Here is a 20,594-nt window from a genome sequence, read left to right as displayed (position 1 = left end):
TCATCCGACATGAGAGGGACCCGGCGCACACGGCTGTGCCTGGCCGGGGTGATGGCAGCGTCCGCGCTGGTCGCCACCCCCGCCGCACGGGCGGCCGAGCGGACCGACCGCCACCTCGCCGACCTGGTCAACCCGTTCATCGGGAGCCAGAACGAGGGCAACACCTTCCCCGGCGCCGCCGTGCCCTTCGGCATGGTGCAACTCTCCCCGGACACGGGGCACAGCACCGGCTACGACTACACGCAGAAACGCATCCGCGGCTTCTCCCTGGTCCACCTCTCGGGCGTCGGCTGCCGCATCGGCGGCGACCTGCCCGTGCTGCCCACCACCGGAGAGGTCACGCAGACGGACTACGCCCGGTACGCCGCCGGGTTCTCGCACGCCGACGAGCAGGCGAGCCCTGGCTACTACCGGGTCGGCCTCGACTCCGGCATCCGCGCCGAACTGACCGCGAGCGAGCGCACCGGAGTGCAGCGCTTCACCTTCCCGGCCACCGACAAGGCCAACGTCCTGCTGAACGCGGGCCAGTCGTTGCACAAGCCGGTCGCCAGTTCGGTCGAGATCCTCGACGACCACACCGTGCGCACCGGGATCACCGGCCACGGCTTCTGCCGGGACACCGGGCCCTACACGGTCTACACGGTCACCCGTTTCAGCCGGCCCTTCACCGCCTACGGCACCTGGGACGGCACCACCCTCCACCCGGGCTCCCGCACCGGAAGCGGCGGCGCCTACGTCCGCTTCGACACGACCGAGGACCGTACGGTCGAGGCGACCACCGCGCTGTCGTACGTCGACGCGGCCGGCGCCGAGACCAACCTGCGGACCGAGGGCGGACGGTCCTTCGACGCCGTACGGGACCGGGCGCGTGAGCTGTGGGAGCGGCGGCTGGCCGGCGTCCGCGTCCAGGGCGGCGACCCGGTCCTGCGGCGCACCTTCTACTCGTCGCTCTACCGTTCGTTCCTCGCGCCCAACATCGGCAGCGACGCCGACGGCCGCTACACCGGCTGGGACCGCCGCATTCACCACGCGGCCGGGTTCACGTACTACCAGAACTGGTCGCTGTGGGACACCTACCGCACCCAGGCCCAGCTCCTCGCCCTGCTCGCGCCGCGCGAGGCCCGCGACATGGCGCTGTCGGTGGTCAAGGTCGACGAGGACGGCGGCTGGCTGCCCAAGTGGGGCTACGGCCCGGTCGAGACGAACGTCATGAGCGGCGACCCGGTCACCCCCTTCCTGACCACCGCCTACCAGATGGGCCTGCTGAAGGGGTTCGAGGAGCGCGCCTACCGGGCGCTGCGGAAGAACGCCGACGGGGTGCCGCCCGCCGACTACCCGGGCATCGGCCGCGAGGCCAACGCCGAATACCTCGCACATGGGTTCGCCCCCTACGACAAGGACCGCCCCCTGGCGAAGATGGGCGACTCCGACTACCACCACGGCGCCTCCGTCACCCTGGAGTACGCCCTCGCCGACGCGATGCTCGCCCAGATGGCCCGCGGCCTCGGACACACCGCGGACGCCGCCCGCTACGCCGCCCGGGCGCGGAACTACCGGCGGATCTTCGACCCCTCGACCGGCTTCTTCCGCGCCCGCGACGCCTCCGGCGCCTTCACCGGCTCGGCCGACCCGGCCCGCGGCGTCGGCTTCCACGAGGGCACCGCCTGGCAGTACCAGTGGCTGGTCCCGCAGGACCTGCCCGGCATGGTCGGCCTGATCGGCGGGAACCGCGCGGCCAACGACCGCCTGGACGCGTTCTTCGCCTACGACCGGCTGCTCACCGACCCCGAGCGGACCGCCCGCGAGGTGTGGGTGCACGGCGACGCGTACGACTACTACAACGCCGCCACGTACAACCCGATGAACGAGCCGGACCTCATCGCGCCCTACACCTACCTGGCCACCGGCCAGCCCTGGAAGACCACGGACGTGGTGCACGCGGCGCTGACCCTCTTCACCGACGGCCCCACCGGCATGACCGGAAACGACGACCTCGGCACCATGTCCGCCTGGAACGTGCTGTCCTCGATCGGCCTCTTCCCGATCCAGCCCGGTTACGACACCTGGGGCCTGTCCACCCCGGTCTTCGACCGCGTCGACCTCACCCTGGACCGCCACTTCTGGCCGAGCGGCGGGCTGACCGTCACCGCGCCCGGCACCTCGGCCGCCGACCGCTACATCCAGACCGTCCGCAGGGACGGGACACCGAACACCCGGACCTACCTGACCACGGCCGCGCTGCGCTCCCTGCGCACGCTCGGCTTCACGGTCGGCCCGCGCCCGTCAGAGTGGGGTACGTCACCCTCGGCGGCGCCCCCCGTCCTGAGGTGACCTCAGGAGTCTCCTGAGTCCCGCCCCTTTCAGCGGAGGCGGGACTTAATCTGCCGTTAACTGTGCGTAGCACGATCGTACTTGACCGTAATCGCTTATCGGGGATTGACTGCTGGTCCACCCCGTCGTCGACGCGCGAGGCAAGCCCTTGACTTCCGACCTGCTCGCTCCCCTCGACCTGGCTTTCTGGAACATGGAGTCCGACCGGTACCCGATGCACCTCGGGGCGCTCGGCGTCTTCACCACGCACTCGCCGACCGCGGGTGCCCACGCCGCCGACCTGCTCGCCGCCCGCGCGGCGGCCGTGCCCGGCCTGCGCATGCGCATCCGGGACGTGTGGCAGCCGCTCGCGTTCGGCGGCGCCGCCCGCGAGCCCGACCCGGACTTCGACCCGCTCAACCACGTACGCCTGCACGCCCCCACCTCCGACTTCCAGGCGGTCGCGGGCCGGCTCATGGAACGCCCGCTGGAGCGCGGCCGGCCGCCGTGGGAGGCGCATGTGCTGCCCGGCGAGGACGGTGTCTCCTTCGCCGTGCTGTTCAAGTTCCACCACGCCCTCGCCGACGGACTGCGCGCGCTCAAGCTCGCCGCCGGTGTCCTCGACCCCGTGGACCTGCCCGAGCGCGGCCCGCGCGCCGTCGAGCCGCCCCGCGGTCTGCTGTCCGAGGTGCGCGGACTGCCCGGCCGGGTGCCCGGGCTGGTCCGGGGAGCCCTGTCCGACGCGGGCCGGGCCCTGGACATCGGCACCTCGCTCGCCCGGTCCACCCTGGGCATGCGTCCTTCGTCGGCGCTGACCTCCGCGCCCAGCGGCACCCGCCGCACCGCCGGTGTCGTGATCGACATCGACGACGTGCACCGGGTCCGCAAGTCCGTCGGCGGCACCGTCAACGACGTCCTCATCGCGGTCGTCGCCGGCGCGCTGCGGCGCTGGCTGGACGAGCGCGGCGACGGCAGCGAGGGGGTCGCGCCCCGCGCCCTCATCCCCGTCTCGCGGCGCCGGCCGCGCACCGCCCAGCCACAGGGCAACCGGCTCTCCGGGTACCTGATACGGCTTCCCGTCGACGATCCCGACCCGTTCCGCCGGCTCGAAACCGTCCGTACGGCCATGATCCGCAACAAGGACGCGGGGCCGAACCGGGGCGCCGGGGCGGTGGCCCTGCTCGCCGATCATGTGCCGGCGCTCGGGCACCGGCTCGGCGGGCCGCTGGTCGGGCAGGCCGCGCGGCTCTGGTTCGACATCCTGGTCACCAGCGTGCCGCTGCCGGGGCTGGGGCTGCGGCTCGGCGGGCACCAGCTGACCGAGGTGTACCCCTTCGCGCCGCTGGCGCCGGGGCAGGCGCTGGCGGTGGCGATCTCCACGTACCGCGGGCGCGTGCACTACGGGCTGGTCGCCGACGCGGAGGCGGTGCCTGACCTCGATGTGTTCGCGCGTGCGGTGACGGACGAGGTGGAGGGGCTGACCGCGGCGTGTGAGGTTTGAGGTCTGAGTCCGAGGCTGACGGTGCGGGTGGGGTAGCTCGCTTCCCACCCGCACCACTCGTACCATCCACCCCACCTGCACTCCCTGCACCACCGTCTTTTCGGCGGTTTGGCCGGTGGCCCCCCGCTCCGTAAACTTCCCTGTTCGAAAGCGGGCGCGAGTCGGAGCGCTGCGCGGGTGACCAGGGAAGCGGCAGCGCGATGACGGTGACAGAGGGCGGCTCCATGCCCATGGACGAGGTGGTCTACGGGCCGGGCATCGACCCGGAGCGCCTGGCCGTCTGCCTCAGCGTGCTCGAGGAGCTCGACCAGCTGGAGGTCGACCACCCCGACGCGATCAAGGTGCGCCGGGCCACCTCGCACATCTACCGGGTGGTGAAGCAGCGCCGCCGCCAGGAGCGCCGGGCCGCCAAGACCGCCCACGACAAGGCGGTCACCGAGGCCACCGCGACCGGCTCCGCCCAGCGCATCGACGACGAGACCGAGGGCATCCTGCCCTCCTCCTCGACCGAGGAGGGCCGGATCGCGGGGATACTCCAGCGCCCGCGCTCCTGCTACACCTGCAAGACCCGCTACGTCGAGGTCGACTACTTCTACCACCAGCTCTGTCCGGACTGCGCCCGCACGAACCGGGCCAAGCGCGACGTCCGTGCCGACCTCACCGGCAAGCGCGCCCTGCTCACCGGCGGCCGCGCCAAGATCGGCATGTACATCGCGCTGCGCCTGCTGCGCGACGGCGCGCACACCACCATCACCACGCGCTTCCCCAAGGACGCCATCCGTCGGTTCAAGGCGATGGAGGACTCGGCGGACTGGATGCACCGGCTGGAGGTCGTCGGCATCGATCTGCGCGACCCGGCGCAGGCCGTGGCGCTGGCCGACCAGGTCACCGAGGCCGGTCCGCTCGACATCCTGATCAACAACGCGACGCAGACCGTGCGCCGCCTGCCCTCCGCGTACGCGGCCCTGGTCGAGGGCGAGAACGCCCCGCTGCCCGCGGGTGAGCTCCCCGCCCATCACGTCATCGGTGCCTTCAACTCCGGCGCCGTCGACGGCATCGCCGCGCTGCCCGTCGGCATCAGCGGTCTGGAGGCGCAGAAGGTCACCGATCTCGCGCTCGTCGCGGGCAACGCCAGCGTCGCCCGGCACCTGGAGGGCACCGCCATCGACGCGGGCGGCCTCGTCCCCGACGTCGTCGACACCAACACCTGGGTGCAGACCATCGAGCAGATCTCCCCGGTGGAGCTGCTCGAGACCCAGCTGTGCAACTACACGGCGCCCTTCATCCTCATCAGCAAGCTCCGCCCGGCGATGGCCGACGCCGCGAAGAAGGCGGCCAGCGGGCGTGCCTACGTCGTCAACGTCTCGGCGATGGAAGGCGTCTTCGGCCGCGGCTACAAGGGCGCCGGGCACCCGAACACCAACGCCGCGAAGGCGGCCATGAACATGGTCACGCGGACCAGCGCCGAGGAGATGTTCCAGACCGACGGCATCCTCATGACCTCCGTCGACACCGGCTGGATCACCGACGAGCGCCCGCACTTCGACAAGCTCCGCCTCGCCGAGGAGGGCTTCCACGCCCCGCTCGACCTGGTCGACGGCGCCGCCCGCGTCTACGACCCGATCGTGCGCGGCGAGGAGGGCGACGACCTGTACGGCGTCTTCATGAAGGACTACGCGCCGGGCAAGTGGTGAACCGTGGGGCGGCACCGTGCCGCCCCGCTTCTCAATCGACCGCGCCGAGGCGTGAGTTGCGGGCCGCGACCAGTTCCAGGACGGTGCGCCAGTCCTCCAGCACGCCCGCGTCGAAGCCCCCGGCGCGGCTCTCCTCCGCGGCCTGGCGCAGCCGCAGCAGATCGTCGTCGGCGGGGCCGCCGGCCCCGCGCACCAGCCGGAACACCCGCTCCCCGAGCAGCGCCCGCACCGCCTCGGCCGCGCCCCGGGCCGGGCCCGCGTGGTCGGCGGGGTCCAGCACCGGGCCGAGTGCGTGGAGCAGGCCGGCCACCTGGAGCTCCTTGTCGGCGGGGCGGCTGCGGCGCAGCAGCGCGGCGGTCCGCAGCGCGTGCTGGTGCCGGCCGGCGTACAGCAGATCCATCAGCTCCTCGACGCTGCGCAACTCCATGCGTCAGTCCTTCCGCGAGACAGCCGTTGCCGCATGCCACCAGATCATGGCGAGCTTGCGACCCGGCCAACGGCACTTGAACTGCGCCGCGTCCGGTGAAACAGCTCGGGCCGAGGTCGAAGACGTGTTCGCAGTCGTAGGCCAAGTGGGTGATTCGCGCCCTGGCCAGGTGATGCACTTTATGACAAATAGCAGCATATTAGGGGGCATTGAGGGGCCAAATGACTCGCGATAGTTACACCTTGTTTGCACTCCCTATCGAGCGGGCACCCGCTCATTTGGTTACCCTGGAGGGGACGGACAGCAGCAAAGGGGTTCCACCCACACCCATCGTCCGTCCCGGGGTGAGCCGGTCGACAACGGCCTGCTCCGACACGAGGTACCGGCGCCACCGCGTCCGAACTGGCCTCCCATCCAGACCCGAGCGGGCGACGAGTGCCGGAGCGCAGCGGCCCGGCAGGCCCCGAGGGTGACCGACACATAAGGAGTGCGCGGTGACACCGGAGAAGACGAATCGCGAAAAGGGCCCCGACGAACCCACCGAGACCAAGCGGCGCCGGCCCGGAGAGCTCGGCAGCCTGGACGTGTGGGCCCGATCCGCCCCGATCCGCCTGGCGGGCTACGAGGACGACCTCGCCGAGCCCCATATCCTGCCGAGCGTGGACTGACCCACGGGACGGATCGTCGCGATCGCCGCGAGCATGGGCGTGGCAGACTCACGCCCATGCAGATCAGAGAAGCCGCGGCCGAGGACTGGCCGCTGATCTGGCCCTTCTGGCACCGGATCGTCGCCGCCGCCGAGACCTACGCCTGGGACCCCGACACCTCGGAGGAAGCGGCCCGCGCCCTGTGGACGAGCCCGCCCAAGCGGGTCTACGTGGCCGAGGACCCCACCGGAGCCGTGGTCGGCTCGGCCTACCTCACCCCGAACTACGGCGGCCCCGCCGCGGGCGTCGCGAACGCCGGCTTCATGGTCGACCCGGACCACGCCGGCCAGGGCATCGGCCGCGCCCTCGCCGAACACCTCCTCGCCGAGGCCACGGCGCACGGGTTCCACGCGATGGTCTTCAATGCCGTCGTCGAGACCAATCCCGCCGTCCGGCTCTGGACCTCCCTCGGCTTCACGATCCTCGGCACGGTCCCGGACGCCTACGACCATCCCCGGCACGGCAGGGTGGGCCTGCACATCATGTACAAGTCACTCGACTAGTCCCGGTCGGCCCGGTCGGCCCGTCCAGCTCGGCGCAGTCCGGCCCGGTCGGCCCGTCCAGCTCGGCGCAGTCCGGCCTGGTCGGCCCGTCCGGCCCGGTCCCGCCGGTCAGTCCCGGTCCGGGCGTCCGGTCGGTCCCGGTTCCGCCGGTCAGTCCCGGTCCGGCCGTCCGGTCGGCCCCGGTCCCGCTGGTCAGTCCCGGTCCGCCAGGGGTGCCGTCCGCCGCCACGGGCGCAGTTCCGCCAGTTCCTCCGCCAGGTCCAGCAGGTCCGCCTCACTGCCCGGGCGGCCCACCAGCTGGACGGCGCAGGGGGCGCCGGACGGCAGGGTGCCGAAGGGGACCGCCATCGCGGGCCAGCCCGTCAGGTTCCACGGTGGGGTGAACGGCGAATAGGCCGTGTTCGCCGCGACGTTGCGCACCCAGCCCCGCTCGTGCCAGGGCCCGGCCTGGGGGGAGCGGCGGGCGAGGGCCGGGGTGAGCAGCACGTCGTGCTCGGTGAAGAACGGGGTCAGCCGGGCGCGCAACCGCTCGCGACCGTCGCCGGTGCGTACGGAGCGCAGGAACCGGCGGCCCACGGCCGCGTGCACCCGGGTGCGCCGGGCCAGCCGCGCCGGATCGAGACCCACCGCGTCCACCGCCGTGCCCGCCGTCCAGTACTGGAGCGCGGTCACGCCCAGGGAGAGGGGATACGGCGGCTCGGCCCGCCGCACCTGATGTCCCGCACCGGCCAGCACCCCGGCCGCCTCCCGGACCGCGGTCGTATACGGCCTGCTGACGCTCACCCCGGCGAGCGGGCTGCGCAGGGCGACGGCGATCTTCCGCGAGGTCCGCTCCTTGCGCTCCACGAACGCGGAGTCCGCGAGGACCGAGAGCATCAGCCGCAGATCCTCGACCGTCGTGGCCAGCGGGCCGTTCTCCGCCATGCCGAACCAGTCGCCGTTGCCGATCCCCGCCGGCACCACCCCGTGCCCGGGCTTCAGGGTGACCAGTCCGCAGTTGGCCGCCGGGATGCGCAGCGAGCCCATGCCGTCGTTGCCGAGCGCCAGCGGCACCAGGCCGGCCGCCACCGCCGCCGCGCTGCCGCCGGACGAGCCGCCCGCCGTCCGGGAGGTGTCCCACGGATTGCGGGCGGTGCCGTGGACGCCCTCGGTGGTCCCGAAGACGCACAGCTCGGGCACGTTCGTCAGGCCCACGACCACCGCACCGGCCGCCCGCAGCCGGGCTACCGTCACGTGGTCCTCGCCCGCCGGGGTGTCCGGGGTCGCGGCCGAGCCGATGCGCAGCGACTCCCCGCGCACCGCCACGTTGTCCTTCACCGCCAACGGCACGCCCGCGAGGGGCAGTTCGGCCAGGTCGCTCCTGGCCCCGACCGCGTCCGCCTCGGCGAGCGCGGCCTCGGCCCGGACCGTACGGAACGCCCCCAGCCGCCCGTCGAGCCGCTCGATCCGAGCGAGGTGCTCGGCCACCACCTCGCGCGGCGTGACCCGCTTCTCGCGTACGGCGGTGGCGATCTCGGCGGCACTCCGGCCGGCCCAGCTGCTCACGGGCACTCCTCGCTGTGTCTCGGCGCGCGTTCGGCACCGCGCGGCAAGGCACGGTCACTCGCGGCTACTTGTCGGTAGGAATCAAGTGCGTAGGGAGAACTGTGCACGGTCGCGCGCGGCACGTCGAGAGGCCCGTGACCTGCACCTGCGCGGATGCTCGGCGGGTGCTCAGGGGTGAGGGGCTGGACCGGGCGTCCGCGCGGGGGCGCAGGCGCGGAGGTCGGGCGGGAGCAGGTCCAGGATCCGCTCCCGCTCGGCGTCGGTGGGGCCCGTCTCCCGGGCGAGGCGGAAGAGACCGAGGTGGGCTTCGGCGGTCTCGCCGAGGGAGAGCAGGGCCTGGGCGGCATCGATACGGGCGGGGACGGCGGCGCGGTGATCGGCGAGCACCGTTTCCAGGGCTTGCCCGGCGAGGTTCCGTACCGGGCGGTACGCCGCCAGTCCCTCGGCCGCCCGGACGCGCTGCCCGGCCGTCGCTGCGTCGGACTCCAGGACCCGGCGGTAGCAGGCCACCGCCTCGTCGCCGACCTCCAGACCGTCCCAGGCCGCGGCGACGGCCAGATGGGCCTCGGGGTCGGTGGTGCGGGGGCCGGCGAGGGCGCGCAGGATGCTACGGCCTTCCTCCCCGAGGTCCTCCGCGAGAAGGGCGGCGGCCTTGGCCCGGACGGACAGGGAGACGGCCGGGTCGGCGGCCAGGGCGCGGGTGAGGGGGATGCGGTTGTGGGTGCCGCTCGTGGGAAGGAGTGCGCAGATGGCGACGCGGAGTTCGGGGGGAGTGGCGGAGTCGTGTGCCAGGGCGTGCCATGCCGGCTCCTGCGACGACGCCATGGTGACCGTGTCCACGGCCGCCACGCGGTCCGCTGGCGGCGCCTCGGGATCAGCGGCCCATGGTCTCGCCGCCCGCGTCCGGCTCCTCGTCCAAGCCCGCACTCCTCTTCCCCGTCGAGCCCTGTCAGCACGTCGGCCGGACGACCCATCGTAGCGGCGGCGGATATCTCAAGAGGCATGTTCTCCAGGCACGTTGGCCGCTACGACCGCTGCCGGGCCGGTGCTGCCCCGCCCCGTCAGCCGGGGCACGGGTACGCCCACCGCCCGGGCGGGCCGGTCGTCCAGCAGGGAGAGCAGTTCCCGTGCCGCCGTGCGGCCGAACTCCGCGCTGTCCCGCGAGAGCGCGGACAGCCGGGGCGTGACCATGCGGCACAGCGCCGAGTCCTCCCAGGACACCACCGACACGTCCAGCGGGACGCGGAAGCCGAGTTCGGCCGCCGCGGCGAGACCGGCGACGGCCATCACGTCGTTGTCGTAGATGAGGGCGGTCGGGGCGGGGGAGCCGCCGAGGACCCGGCGGGTCGCGGCCGCGCCCTCCGTGTCGGAGTAGTCGGTCGTCAGGGAGCGCACCTCGCCGAGGCCCCGGCGGTCCGCCTCCGCGCGCAGGGTGGCGATACGGCGCTGGGTGTGGGCCAGGCCGGGCAGGCCCGCGATGTGCACGATCCGGCGGTGGCCGAGGGCTGTCAGCTCGTCCACCACGGACGCCATCGCGCCGGCGTCGTCCGCCCAGACCGTGGAGAGCCCGGGATGCCGCACGTCGGGTGCGCCGCCGATGACCACGGCGGGCAGGCCGAGTTCGTCCAGCACGTCGGGGCGCGGGTCCTCGGTGCGCGGGTCGGCCACCAGCACGCCGTCCACCCGGTGCTCGGCCCACCAACGCCGGTACACCGCGCACTCGTCGGCCACGTCCTGCGCGACCTGGAAGAGGAGGCCCAGATGACGCTCGGCGAGGACTTCCTGGATACCGGAGACGAGCTGCAGGAAGAAGGAGTCGACGCCCAGCGTGTCCGCGGGGCGGGCCAGGACGAAGCCGACCGTGGCCGCCCCCTCACCGGACAGGGCGCGCGCAGCCGTGCTGGGCCGCCAGCCCAGCTGCTCGGCGACCCGGTGCACCCGGGCGCGGGTCGCCTCGGAGACACCGGGGCGGCCGTTGAGCGCGAAGGAGACCGCGCTCTCGGAGACTCCGGCGCGCCGCGCGATGTCCTTCATCGTCGGCCGGCGCGCGGGTGATCGCTTCTCCGGCAATGCCGAGATCCTCCTTCGGGCGGTCCGGTTCAGGCCACGGTCTGGGCCGTGGTTCGGGCCACGTTTCGGGCCAAGTGCTAATGCGCTTGAGTGCTCCGACTCTAAAGCGCATTAGCGATCGCTGGCAATAGGCCCAACGCACAGCTGTGACCAGGGACTTCGCGCCACTAATGACTTTAGCCGGGTCGAATCCATTGACTCCTCACGGAAACGCTGGGCACAGTCTGGCCCGGCACCTTCGGCCACCGATCCCCCCACCGCAAAGGAGCCCAGCTGCCGTGCGCATCTCCCGCAGAACCCTCGCCGCCGCTGCCGTCGCCCTCGTCCTGCCGCTGAGCGCCTGCGGTTCGGGCGGCGACTCCGGCGGTTCGACCGACGCCTCGGGCAAGGTCGAGGGCGACATCACCTTCCAGACCTGGAACCTGCGCGCCAACTTCAAGCCGTACTTCGAGGGCCTGATCGCGGACTTCGAGAAGAAGTACCCCGGCACCCACGTGAAGTGGATCGACCAGCCCGCCGAGGGCTACGCCGACAAGATCAGCGCCGACGCGGCGGGCGGCACCCTGCCCGACGTCGTCAACGTCTCCCCGGACCTGGTCGCCCCGCTCGTCAAGGCAGGCCTCGCCCTCGACCTCGACAAGGCCGCGGCCATCTACAAGTCCGAGTACCTGGACGGGGCCTGGGCCAGCCACCAGGTGCCGGGCATGCACGGCACGTACGCCTTCCCCTGGTACCTGAACACCGGCCCGCTCTTCTACAACAAGTCCCTGTTCAAGAAGGCCGGAATCGACCCCGGCACGCCACCGAGGACGTACGACGACCTCTTCGCGGACGCCCTGCGGATGGCGAGGAAGAGCGGCGGCAAGGTCGCCACGCTCGCCAACGTCCCCACCATCGAGGACTTCGGGCGCTACGGCGTCGAGCTGATGAACAAGGAAGGCACCGGCTTCGCCTTCAACGACGCCAAGGGTGTCGAACTCCTCACCAAGTACAAGGAGTTGTACGACGCGAAGGCGCTCGACCCGCAGGCCCTGACCGCCACCCCGGAGTCCTCCGGGAAGAAGTTCCTCACCGAGGCCGTCGCCATGAACCCCGGCAGCGCGCTCGACCTCGGCAACTTCAAGAAGCAGGCACCCAACCTGTACAAGAACATCGGCATCACCGACCAGATCACCAGCACCGGGCACGTCAACATGTACGTGATGGGCGTGATGGTCAACTCCCGCACCAAGCACACCCCGGCCGCCGTCGCCTTCGCGCACTTCGTCACCGACGCACGCAACCAGATGTCCTTCGCCAAGAAGGTCGCCATCTTCCCGAGCACCGCGGGCTCGCTCGACGACCCGTACTTCACGAAGGAGGACGGCACCGACGAGACGCGGGTGCGCATCGCCGCCGCCAAGTCCCTGAAGAACGCGGTCAATTACACCCCGGTGCTGTTCAGCGAGCAGATGAAGACCGCCCTGCGCAACGAGGTCGCCAAGACCCTGCAGGGCAAGGAGAGCCCCAAGGCGGCTCTCGACAACGCTGTCAAGGCCTGCGACCAGCTGCTCCAGCAGCAGGGCTGAGCAGTCATGGCCGCCCCCTCCACTGCTCTGTCCCGGGCCCGGACCGCCGCCCCGTCCCGGACGCCGACCGCTCGCCCCCGGATCCGGCGGCAACTCCCCACCAGCCCCTGGCTGTTCGCGGCCCCCGGACTGCTGATCGCCGGCGCGTTCGTGCTCTACCCGTTCGTGTCGACCGTGGTGAACTCCTTCACCGACCGCCGCACCCTGATCCCGGGCCGCTTCGTCGGGCTCGCCAACTTCCGCGAGCTGCTCCACGACGACATGTTCTGGACCGGGCTGCGCAACAGCACGCTGTATGTCGTCGGGGTCGTACCGGCCCTGGTGATCCTGCCGCTGCTGCTCGCGCTGCTGGTGCAGAAGAACATCCCCGGGATCACCTTCTTCCGGTCCGCCTTCTACACCCCGGTCGTCGCCTCCATCGTGGTCGTCGGCCTGATCTGGGTGTGGCTGCTGGACGAACGCGGCCTGGTCAACTCCCTGCTGGAGACGGTGGGGATCGGGCGTGTCGGGTTCCTCAGCGACCAGTGGCTGCTCCTGCTCAGCGCCATGGCCGTGACGGTGTGGAAGGGCCTCGGCTACTACATGATCATTTACCTGGCGGCGCTGGCGAACGTACCCCGTGAGCTGCACGAGGCCGCCGCCGTGGACGGCGCGGGCCCGGTCCGCCGCTTCCTCACGGTCACCGTGCCCGCCGTGCGCTCCACGATGGTGCTGGTCGCCGCGCTCTCCTCGGTCGCCGCGTTCAAGGTGTTCTCCGAGGTCTACCTGATGGCCGGGCCGAGCGGCGGTCCGGCCGGCGAGGACACCACCCTCGTCATGCTCGTGCAGCGCACCGGCACCGGTCTCACCGGCCGGGTGGGCTACGCCTCCGCCCTCTCCGTCGTCGTGTTCGTCGTCACCGTCGCCCTGATGCTGCTCGTCCTGCGCGCCGACCGGCGGGAGGAGTCATGAGCGTCCTGGAGAAGGCAGGGCAGGGACGGCAGGGGCGGCAGGCACGGCCCCGCCATGAGACCGTCGTCCGCGAGGGTCGCGTCACCGACGAGTACGGCCGCCGGATCCGGGTGTGGGAACTGGTCCTGCGCTATGCGCTGCTGCTCGCCGTCCTCGCCCTCACCGTCGGCCCCTTCCTCTGGCAGCTGTCCACCTCGCTCAAAGGCCCCACCGAGGACATCTTCAGCTCGCCGCCGTCGTTCCTGCCCGGCCGTCCCACCCTGCACAACTACGAGCGGGTCGCGCACACCATCCCCGTGTGGGACTACGCCCTCAACTCCCTGAAGGTCGCGACGGCCAACGTGGTGACGAACTGCGTCGGTTCGGCCCTCGCCGGATACGCCCTCGCGCGGCTGCGCTACCGCGGCCGGCGCGTGACCACGCTGGTCTTCCTGCTCGCGATGCTCGTGCCCGTGGAGGGCATCATCATCGCCCAGTTCACGACCATGCGGGAACTCGGCCTGAACAACACCCTCATCGGGGTCGTGCTGCCCGGCTCCGTCGCCGCGATGAACGTGCTGCTCATGCGCAACGCCTTCCGCAACCTGCCGTACGAGATCGAGGAGGCCGCCTACGTCGACGGCGCCAATGTCTGGCAGCGGTTCCTGCGCGTCGCCCTGCCGTCGGTCAGGGGCACCCTCGCCGTCGTCGCGATCTTCGCCTTCATGGGCGCCTGGGACGACTTCCTGTGGCCCCTCATCGTGCTCAGCGACCCGGACAAGTTCACCCTGACCATCGGCCTCAACTATCTGCACGGCACCTTCGCCAACGACGAACGGCTCGTCGCCGCAGGCACCGTCATCGCCGTGGCCCCGCTCATCGCCCTGTTCGCCTGCCTCCAGCGGTACTTCTTCCGCGGGGTCGGCGAGGGTGCCGTCAAGGGCTGAACTCCCGTACTTCATCAGCAAGGAGCGAGAACACAGCATGCCCCCCGCCGTGCGCTTCGGCGTCAACTACACCCCCAGCACGGGGTGGTTCCATCACTGGCTCGACTTCGACCTCGACTCCGTACGCGCCGACCTCGACGCGATCGCCGCCCTCGGCCTCGACCACATCCGCGTCTTCCCGCTCTGGCCCTACTTCCAGCCCAACCGCACCCTGATCCGCCCGCGCGCCGTCGACCAGCTGGTGGCCCTGGCCGACGCCGCCGCCGAACGCGGCCTGGACGTCAACGTGGACGGTCTGCAGGGGCACTTGAGCAGCTTCGACTTCCTGCCCGCCTGGACCCGCACCTGGCACCGGCGCAACCTCTTCACCGACCCCGAGGTGGTCGACGGCCAGGCCGCCTATCTGCGCACCCTCGCCGCCGCCCTCGCCGACCGGCCCAACTTCATCGGCATGACCATCGGCAACGAGGTCAACCAGTTCGCCGCCGGACCCCACCCCGACCCCGACCGGATCACGGCCGAGGACGCCGAACGGTGGCTGACCCGGCTGCTCGCCGCTTGCGCGGAGGGCGCCCCGGACCGGACGCATCTGCACGCCTCGTACGACGCCGCCTGGTACCAGGACGACCAGCCCTTCACGCCGGGCCACTCGGCACGCCTCGGCGAGGTCACCGCCGTGCACTCCTGGGTGTTCAACGGCACCGCCCAGCGGCACGGCCGCACCTCCGTACCGGCCGAGCACCACGCGGCCTACCTGGTCGAGCTGAGCAAGGCCTGGGCGGAGCGGCCGCACCGGCCCGTGTGGCTCCAGGAGGTCGGCGCACCCGCGCCCCTCGTGCCGCCCGAGCACGCCGCCGCCTTCGCCGAGGCGACCGTCCGCCATGCGCTGGACTGCCCCGACCTGTGGGGCGTCACCTGGTGGTGCTCGTACGACGTCTCCCGCGAACTGGCCGACTTCCCCGAACTCGAGTACGGGCTCGGCCTGTTCACGAACGAGCGGCGCCCCAAGGACCTCGCCCGCGTCCTGGCCGAGGCGGCACGAGCCCACCACGCGCCCCCTGCCGTGCGCGGTACCGCCCTCGTCGTGCCCGCCGACCCGGGCCGCCGTTCCCGCTGTGCCCCGGGCGGGCCCGTCTTCGACGCCTTCTTCCGGCTCGTCGCCGACGGCGCCCGCCCCACGACCGTCCTGGACAGTCGCGCGGACGACAAGGAGCACCTCGCCGCGCGCGGCATCACCGAAGTCGTCACTCCCGACCAGGTACTCCCCACCCCACAAGGAGGAACTTGCTCGTGAACCCCACCAGACGCACCATGCTCATCACCGGGGCCGCCGGAGCCGCCGGAGCCGCCGTGGCCCTGCTCCCGGGGGCTCCCGCGCTGGCTGCGGCCCGCCCGAAGGCCGCCGCGACCCCGCCGTACGCCTCGTACTGGTACCCGGACTCCCTGCCCTCCGGCAGCCCGGGCGCCGGGATCACCTGGCGCAGCCTGAAGAGCTGGCGCGCGGCCGACGACGCCGACCTCGCGTTCAACGCCGCGTCCGTCCCGCTCGCCGCCCGCTTCACCCCGACCCCGGCGAACACCACCGCCCGCGCCGGCCAGGCCCGGATCCAGGCCCTGGTCTCCTTCGGCCCGACCTCCGGCAACCCCTCCCAGGGCTCGGCCACCGCCGACTACTACGCCCTCACGCACTGGGCCTACCTGGACGAGCTGGTCTTCTGGGGCGGCTCGGCGGGGGAGGGGCTGATCCTGGCGCCGAACGCGCCGATCGTGGACGCGGCCCACCGGCACGGGGTGCCCGTCCTCGGCAACATCTTCCTGCCGCCCACCGCCTACGGCGGTCAGCTGCGGTGGACCCGCGACCTCGTCCAGAAGAACTCCTCGGGGCACTACCCGCTCGCCGCGCAGCTCGTCGCGGTGGCCTCGGCGTACGGCTTCGACGGGTGGTTCGTGAACGCCGAGACCGGCGGCGGCAACACCGCGCTCGGCACCGCGATGCTCGGGTTCATGAAGGAGCTGAAGACGCTCGCGGCGGCGCAGGGGCAACGGGTGACCTGGTACGACGCGATGACCGTGAACGGCACGGTCAGCTGGCAGGGCGCCCTGAACAGCCAGAACCAGGCGTTCTTCCAGGCGGCCGACGACATGTTCGTCGACTTCCGGTGGAGCGCGGCCACGCTCGCCTCCTCGGGCACGAAGGCGGAGCAACTGGGGCGCAGCCGGTACGCGTTGTGGGCGGGCGTCGACGTCGAGTCGAACGGGTCCGACACGTACGTGAACTGGGACGCGATCGTGCCGGCGAGCAAGGCGCACGTGACCTCGATCGGCTTCTACCGGCCGGAGTGGACCCGCAACCACCTGCCCGACGGACAGCGCACCCCGGGGGACTTCCACGCCGCCGACGACCGGTTCTGGACCGGCCGGTCGCTGGATCCGGCGCGGCCGGACGGGACCGATCCGTGGCGGGCGCCGGCCGTGTCCGTGGCGGATCGGTCGACGGCGTCGGCGCTGCCGTTCGCGAGCGTGTTCAACACCGGGCACGGGCTGCGGTGGTACGAGGACGGGGCGGTCACCTCGGACGCGCCCTGGAACCACCTCGGGCTCCAGGACCGGCTGCCGTCGCGGCGGTGGGCCGTCCGCACGGCGGGGCGGCGACCGGCGGTCTCCTTCGACTTCGCGGACGCGTGGCGGGGCGGCAGCAGTGTGCTGGTCGCCGGTGAACCCGATCAACCCGTGGTGCTGGACCTGTACGCGACCAGGCTGCCGATCACTGTGAACACGGTTGTCGAGCTGACGCACCGGACCGACGCTGGGACCGTGAACGTCGAGCTGGCCGTCGCCACCGCCGAGCCGGGCAGCGCCGGGGCGACACCCCCGTACACCTATCTGCCTGTGGACTCGGTCAACACCTGGCAGACGTCGACCCTACGGCTCACCGGGCTGTCCGGCACCGTCCACGCCCTCGGGGTCCGTCTCACCGCGCCCGACGGCGGCCCCGTGCGCTGGCGGCTGGGCGGCCTCGCCGTCCACGACACCGCCCCGACCCCCGCCGCCCCCACCGACCTGCGGATCAGCGCCGCCTCCGGGGGCGACCTCCGTTTCGCCTGGAGCCCCGCTCCGGGCCCCGTCCGCCACTACGAGCTCCACCGCCTCCTCCCCGACGGCACCCGCCGCTTCCTCGGCGGCACCTGCCAGCGCGCCTTCTTCGTCGCCGGCCTGCAGCCCGCGCAAGGAGAGACGGCCGCACGATTCGACGTGCGTGCCGTGGGGGAGCTGTACAACGCGTCGACTCCGGTGACCGTCACCCACACCTGGTAACGCCTGGTAACACCTGGTAATCACCCCGCAACCCAGCAGGGAGCACCCCGCATGCATGACGACCGCAACCTGGTCGAAGCCCGCCTCCGGCGTGTCCTCGACGAACGCATCCGTCCCGCCGTGTACCCCGAGTCCGTGCCGCTGCGGGTCGCGGTGTGGCACGCGCCGGGCGAGCCGGTGCCGGTCGAGGAAGGGCTGGCGGCCGAGCCCGCCCCGATCGAGGTGGGCGCCCGGTGGGGTGCTCCGTGGGGCACCAGCTGGTTCCGGGTGACCGGGACCGTGCCCGAGGCCTGGGCCGGGAAGACCGTCGAGGCCCTGCTCGACCTGGGCTTCGACGAGAACATGCCCGGATTCCAGTGCGAGGGCCTGGTCTACCGGCCCGACGGCACCCCGGTGAAGGGCCTCAACCCGCGCAACCAGTGGGTGCGCGTCGGCGCTCCCGTCGAGGGCGGGGAGGAGGTGCGCCTGCACATCGAGGCCGCCTCCAACCCGGTCATCCTCGACTACCACCCCTTCCGGCCCACCTGGCTCGGTGACAAGGACACGGCCGGGCACGAGCCGCAGTACACGCTGACCCGCATGGACCTCGCCGTGTTCGACGAGACCGTGGGGCAGCTGGTGCTCGACCTGGAGGTGCTGGGCGAGCTGATGGCCGAGCTGCCGGCGGACTCCGGCCGCCGCCACGACATCCTCCGTGCCGTCGACCGGGCCCTCGACGCGATCGACCTGCAGGACGTGAACGGCACGGCGGACCGTGCCCGGGAGCGGCTCACCGACGTGCTGTCCGCTCCCGCCGTGCCGTCCGCCCACCGGATCAGCGCCGTCGGCCACGCGCACATCGACTCGGCGTGGCTGTGGCCGCTGCGCGAGACCGTGCGCAAGGTGGCCCGTACGACGTCCAACATGACCGCGCTGATCGAGGACGAGCCGGAGTTCGTCTTCGCCATGTCCCAGGCCCAGCAGTGGGCGTGGGTGAAGGAGCACCGGCCCGAGGTGTGGGCGCGGGTGAAGAAGGCGGTGGCGGAGGGGCGGTTCGTGCCGGCCGGCGGGATGTGGGTGGAGTCGGACACCAACATGCCGGGTTCGGAGGCGATGGCGCGGCAGTTCGTGCACGGGAAGCGGTTCTTCCTCGACGAGTTCGGCATCGAGAACGAGGAGGCGTGGCTGCCCGACACCTTCGGCTTCGCCGCCGGCCTGCCGCAGATCATCAAGGCGGCCGGCTCCAAGTGGCTGCTGACGCAGAAGATCTCGTGGTCGCAGACGAACAAGTTCCCGCACCACACCTTCCAGTGGGAGGGCATCGACGGCACCCGGATCTTCACGCACTTCCCACCCGTCGACACCTACAACTGCTCCATGAAGGGCAGCGAGATCGCCCACGCGGCACGCAACTTCCGGGACAAGGGCAGGGCCCGGCACTCCCTCGCCCCCTCCGGCTGGGGCGACGGAGGCGGTGGCACGACCCGGGAGATGGTCGCCAAGGCGGCCCGGCTGCGTGATCTGGAGGGCTCGGCGACCGTCGTCTGGGAGACGCCCCGCGCCTTCTTCGAGAAGGCCGAGGCCGAGTACCCGGAGCCGCCCGTCTGGGTCGGCGAGCTGTACCTCGAACTGCACCGCGCCACCCTCACCAGCCAGGCGAAGACCAAGCAGGGCAACCGCCGCAGCGAGCACCTGCTGCGGGAGGCGGAACTGTGGGCGGCCACCGCCGCCGTGCGCACCGGATTCCCGTACCCGTACGAGGAGTTGGACCGCATCTGGAAGACGGTCCTGCTGCACCAGTTCCACGACATCCTGCCCGGCTCGTCCATCGCCTGGGTGCACCGGGAGGCGCGCGCGACCTACGAGCGGGTGGCCGCCGAGCTGACCGCGATCATCGAGTCCGCCCAGCGCGCCCTGGCCGGCGAGGGCCCCGAACCGCTCGTCTTCAACGCCGCCCCGCACCCCCGCGCCGGTGTCGCGGCGGGCGGCGCCGGCCGCGCGGTGACCGGCGGACGCACCACGCTCACCCCCCGCCCGGGCGGCGGACACGTCCTGGACAACGGCCTGCTGCGGATCGAGATCGACGCCCGCGGCCTCGTCGTCTCCGCGTACGACCACGACGCCGACCGCGAGACGATCGCGCCCGGCAAGGCCGCCGGTCTCCTCCAACTCCACCCGGACTTCCCGAACATGTGGGACGCCTGGGACGTCGACGCCTTCTACCGCAACACCGTCACCGACCTCACGGACGCCGACGAGATCAGCGCCGGGGACGACGGGGCGTCGGTGCGGATCGTCCGGTCCTTCGGCGCCTCGCGCGTCACCCAGGTGCTGTCGCTGCCGCCGGGGGAGCGGAGGCTGGACCTCGACACCGAGGTCGACTGGCACGAGACGGAGAAGTTCCTGAAGCTGGCCTTCCCGCTCGATCTGCACGCCGAACGGTACGCGTCCGAGACCCAGTTCGGGCACGTCCACCGCCCCACCCACACCAACACCTCATGGGAGGCCGCCAAGTTCGAGGCCTGCAACCACCGCTTCGTCCATCTGGAGGAGCCCGGCTGGGGTGTTGCGCTCGTCAACGACTCGACGTACGGCCACGACGTGACCCGTACCGTCCGCACCGACGGAGACCGCGGTACGACCACGACGGTCCGCGCCTCGCTGCTGCGCGCCCCCCGCTTCCCCGACCCCGAGACCGACCAGGGCGTCCACCACTTCCGGCACGCCCTGATCCCGGGCGCCGGGATCGCCGACGCGGTCCGCGAGGGCTGGCGGATCAACCTGCCCGAGCGGCGCACGACCGGGGCCGGTGAGGTCGCCCCGCTGGTCACCGTGGACGACGACGCGGTCGTGGTGACGGCCGTGAAGCTGGCGGACGACGGCAGCGGGGACGTGGTCGTCCGCTTCCACGAGGCGAACGGCGGCCGGGCCCGGGCCACCCTCACGGCCGGGTTCGAGGTCGCCGACGTCACGGTGACCGACCTGCTGGAACGCCCGGACCGGGAGGGCGAGCGGGTGGAGCGGGAGGACGGGCGGATCGCCGTACGGCTGCGGCCGTTCCAGCTGATGACACTGCGGCTGCGCCGGGCCTGAGCCCC

General features: G+C 72.1%; 15 protein-coding genes. 11 read left to right on the top strand and 4 right to left on the bottom strand.

The annotated features are described in order from the left end of the window. Positions 1–9 precede the first annotated feature (9 nt). The 3 genes from ABZ865_RS06235 (at position 10) to ABZ865_RS06225 (ending at position 5,505) form a co-directional block, all read left to right on the top strand. Positions 10–2,331 carry a GH92 family glycosyl hydrolase gene (locus ABZ865_RS06235; RefSeq protein ID WP_361224739.1) on the top strand — a complete coding sequence of 774 codons (2,322 nt, stop codon included), beginning with the start codon at positions 10–12 and terminating at the stop codon, positions 2,329–2,331. Positions 2,332–2,479: 148 nt separating this feature from the next. After that, entirely contained in the window at positions 2,480–3,811 is a 1,332-nt protein-coding gene (locus ABZ865_RS06230) for a wax ester/triacylglycerol synthase family O-acyltransferase (protein ID WP_361224736.1), read from the top strand. A gap of 200 nt (positions 3,812–4,011) precedes the next feature. After that, positions 4,012–5,505 (top strand): SDR family NAD(P)-dependent oxidoreductase, encoded by a 1,494-nt coding sequence (locus ABZ865_RS06225; protein ID WP_361224733.1) that lies wholly within the window; start codon positions 4,012–4,014, stop codon positions 5,503–5,505. A 31-nt stretch (positions 5,506–5,536) separates the two neighbouring features. Here the strand turns inward: ABZ865_RS06225 and ABZ865_RS06220 are convergent, their stop codons facing one another. Then, positions 5,537–5,932: a hypothetical protein gene (locus tag ABZ865_RS06220; RefSeq protein WP_361224730.1), complete on the bottom strand. Its 396-nt coding sequence runs from the start codon at positions 5,930–5,932 to the stop codon at positions 5,537–5,539. Positions 5,933–6,426: 494 nt separating this feature from the next. Here ABZ865_RS06220 and ABZ865_RS06215 point away from each other — a divergent pair, with 494 nt between their 5' ends. Next, positions 6,427–6,600, top strand: coding sequence for a hypothetical protein (locus ABZ865_RS06215; protein WP_361224727.1), 174 nt, complete (start codon positions 6,427–6,429; stop codon positions 6,598–6,600). A 56-nt stretch (positions 6,601–6,656) separates the two neighbouring features. Further along, complete coding sequence (locus ABZ865_RS06210; RefSeq protein WP_361224724.1) at positions 6,657–7,142, top strand: GNAT family N-acetyltransferase; 486 nt, start codon at positions 6,657–6,659, stop codon at positions 7,140–7,142. A gap of 192 nt (positions 7,143–7,334) precedes the next feature. Here the strand turns inward: ABZ865_RS06210 and ABZ865_RS06205 are convergent, their stop codons facing one another. From ABZ865_RS06205 to ABZ865_RS06195, 3 genes are all read right to left on the bottom strand, one after another. Beyond that, a complete protein-coding gene (locus tag ABZ865_RS06205) occupies positions 7,335–8,687 on the bottom strand; it encodes an amidase family protein (RefSeq protein ID WP_361224721.1) in 1,353 nt (450 codons plus the stop codon). 168 nt (positions 8,688–8,855) lie between these two features. Next, positions 8,856–9,512, bottom strand: a complete 657-nt coding sequence (locus ABZ865_RS06200; RefSeq protein WP_361224718.1) for a hypothetical protein — start codon at positions 9,510–9,512, stop codon at positions 8,856–8,858. A 168-nt stretch (positions 9,513–9,680) separates the two neighbouring features. Next, positions 9,681–10,757, bottom strand: a complete 1,077-nt coding sequence (locus tag ABZ865_RS06195; RefSeq protein ID WP_361224715.1) for a LacI family DNA-binding transcriptional regulator — start codon at positions 10,755–10,757, stop codon at positions 9,681–9,683. Positions 10,758–11,035: 278 nt separating this feature from the next. On the opposite strand from ABZ865_RS06195, the gene ABZ865_RS06190 reads away from it, so the two are divergent. Genes ABZ865_RS06190 through ABZ865_RS06165 form a run of 6 tightly spaced genes read left to right on the top strand, consistent with a single transcriptional unit; the run spans position 11,036 to position 20,589 of the window. Then, positions 11,036–12,325 (top strand): sugar ABC transporter substrate-binding protein, encoded by a 1,290-nt coding sequence (locus tag ABZ865_RS06190; RefSeq protein ID WP_361224712.1) that lies wholly within the window; start codon positions 11,036–11,038, stop codon positions 12,323–12,325. A gap of 6 nt (positions 12,326–12,331) precedes the next feature. Beyond that, positions 12,332–13,276 (top strand): sugar ABC transporter permease, encoded by a 945-nt coding sequence (locus tag ABZ865_RS06185; RefSeq protein ID WP_361224709.1) that lies wholly within the window; start codon positions 12,332–12,334, stop codon positions 13,274–13,276. Beyond that, complete coding sequence (locus ABZ865_RS06180) at positions 13,273–14,202, top strand: carbohydrate ABC transporter permease (protein ID WP_361224706.1); 930 nt, start codon at positions 13,273–13,275, stop codon at positions 14,200–14,202. Before ABZ865_RS06185 ends, ABZ865_RS06180 begins: the two co-directional genes overlap by 4 nt. A 37-nt stretch (positions 14,203–14,239) precedes the next feature. After that, the gene (locus ABZ865_RS06175) at positions 14,240–15,496 is read left to right on the top strand and encodes a glycosyl hydrolase (RefSeq protein WP_361224703.1); all 1,257 of its coding nucleotides are present in this window, start codon (positions 14,240–14,242) and stop codon (positions 15,494–15,496) included. Beyond that, positions 15,493–17,517 (top strand): endo-beta-N-acetylglucosaminidase, encoded by a 2,025-nt coding sequence (locus tag ABZ865_RS06170; protein ID WP_361224700.1) that lies wholly within the window; start codon positions 15,493–15,495, stop codon positions 17,515–17,517. Before ABZ865_RS06175 ends, ABZ865_RS06170 begins: the two co-directional genes overlap by 4 nt. 51 nt (positions 17,518–17,568) lie before the next feature. Further along, complete coding sequence (locus ABZ865_RS06165; RefSeq protein WP_361224697.1) at positions 17,569–20,589, top strand: glycoside hydrolase family 38 C-terminal domain-containing protein; 3,021 nt, start codon at positions 17,569–17,571, stop codon at positions 20,587–20,589. Positions 20,590–20,594 lie beyond the last annotated feature (5 nt).

This window comes from Streptomyces sp. NPDC047085 (assembly GCF_040643735.1).
Lineage (GTDB): Bacteria > Actinomycetota > Actinomycetes > Streptomycetales > Streptomycetaceae > Streptomyces.
Note: the sequence above shows the minus strand (reverse complement) of the source record. Positions and strands in the feature narration are given on the sequence as shown.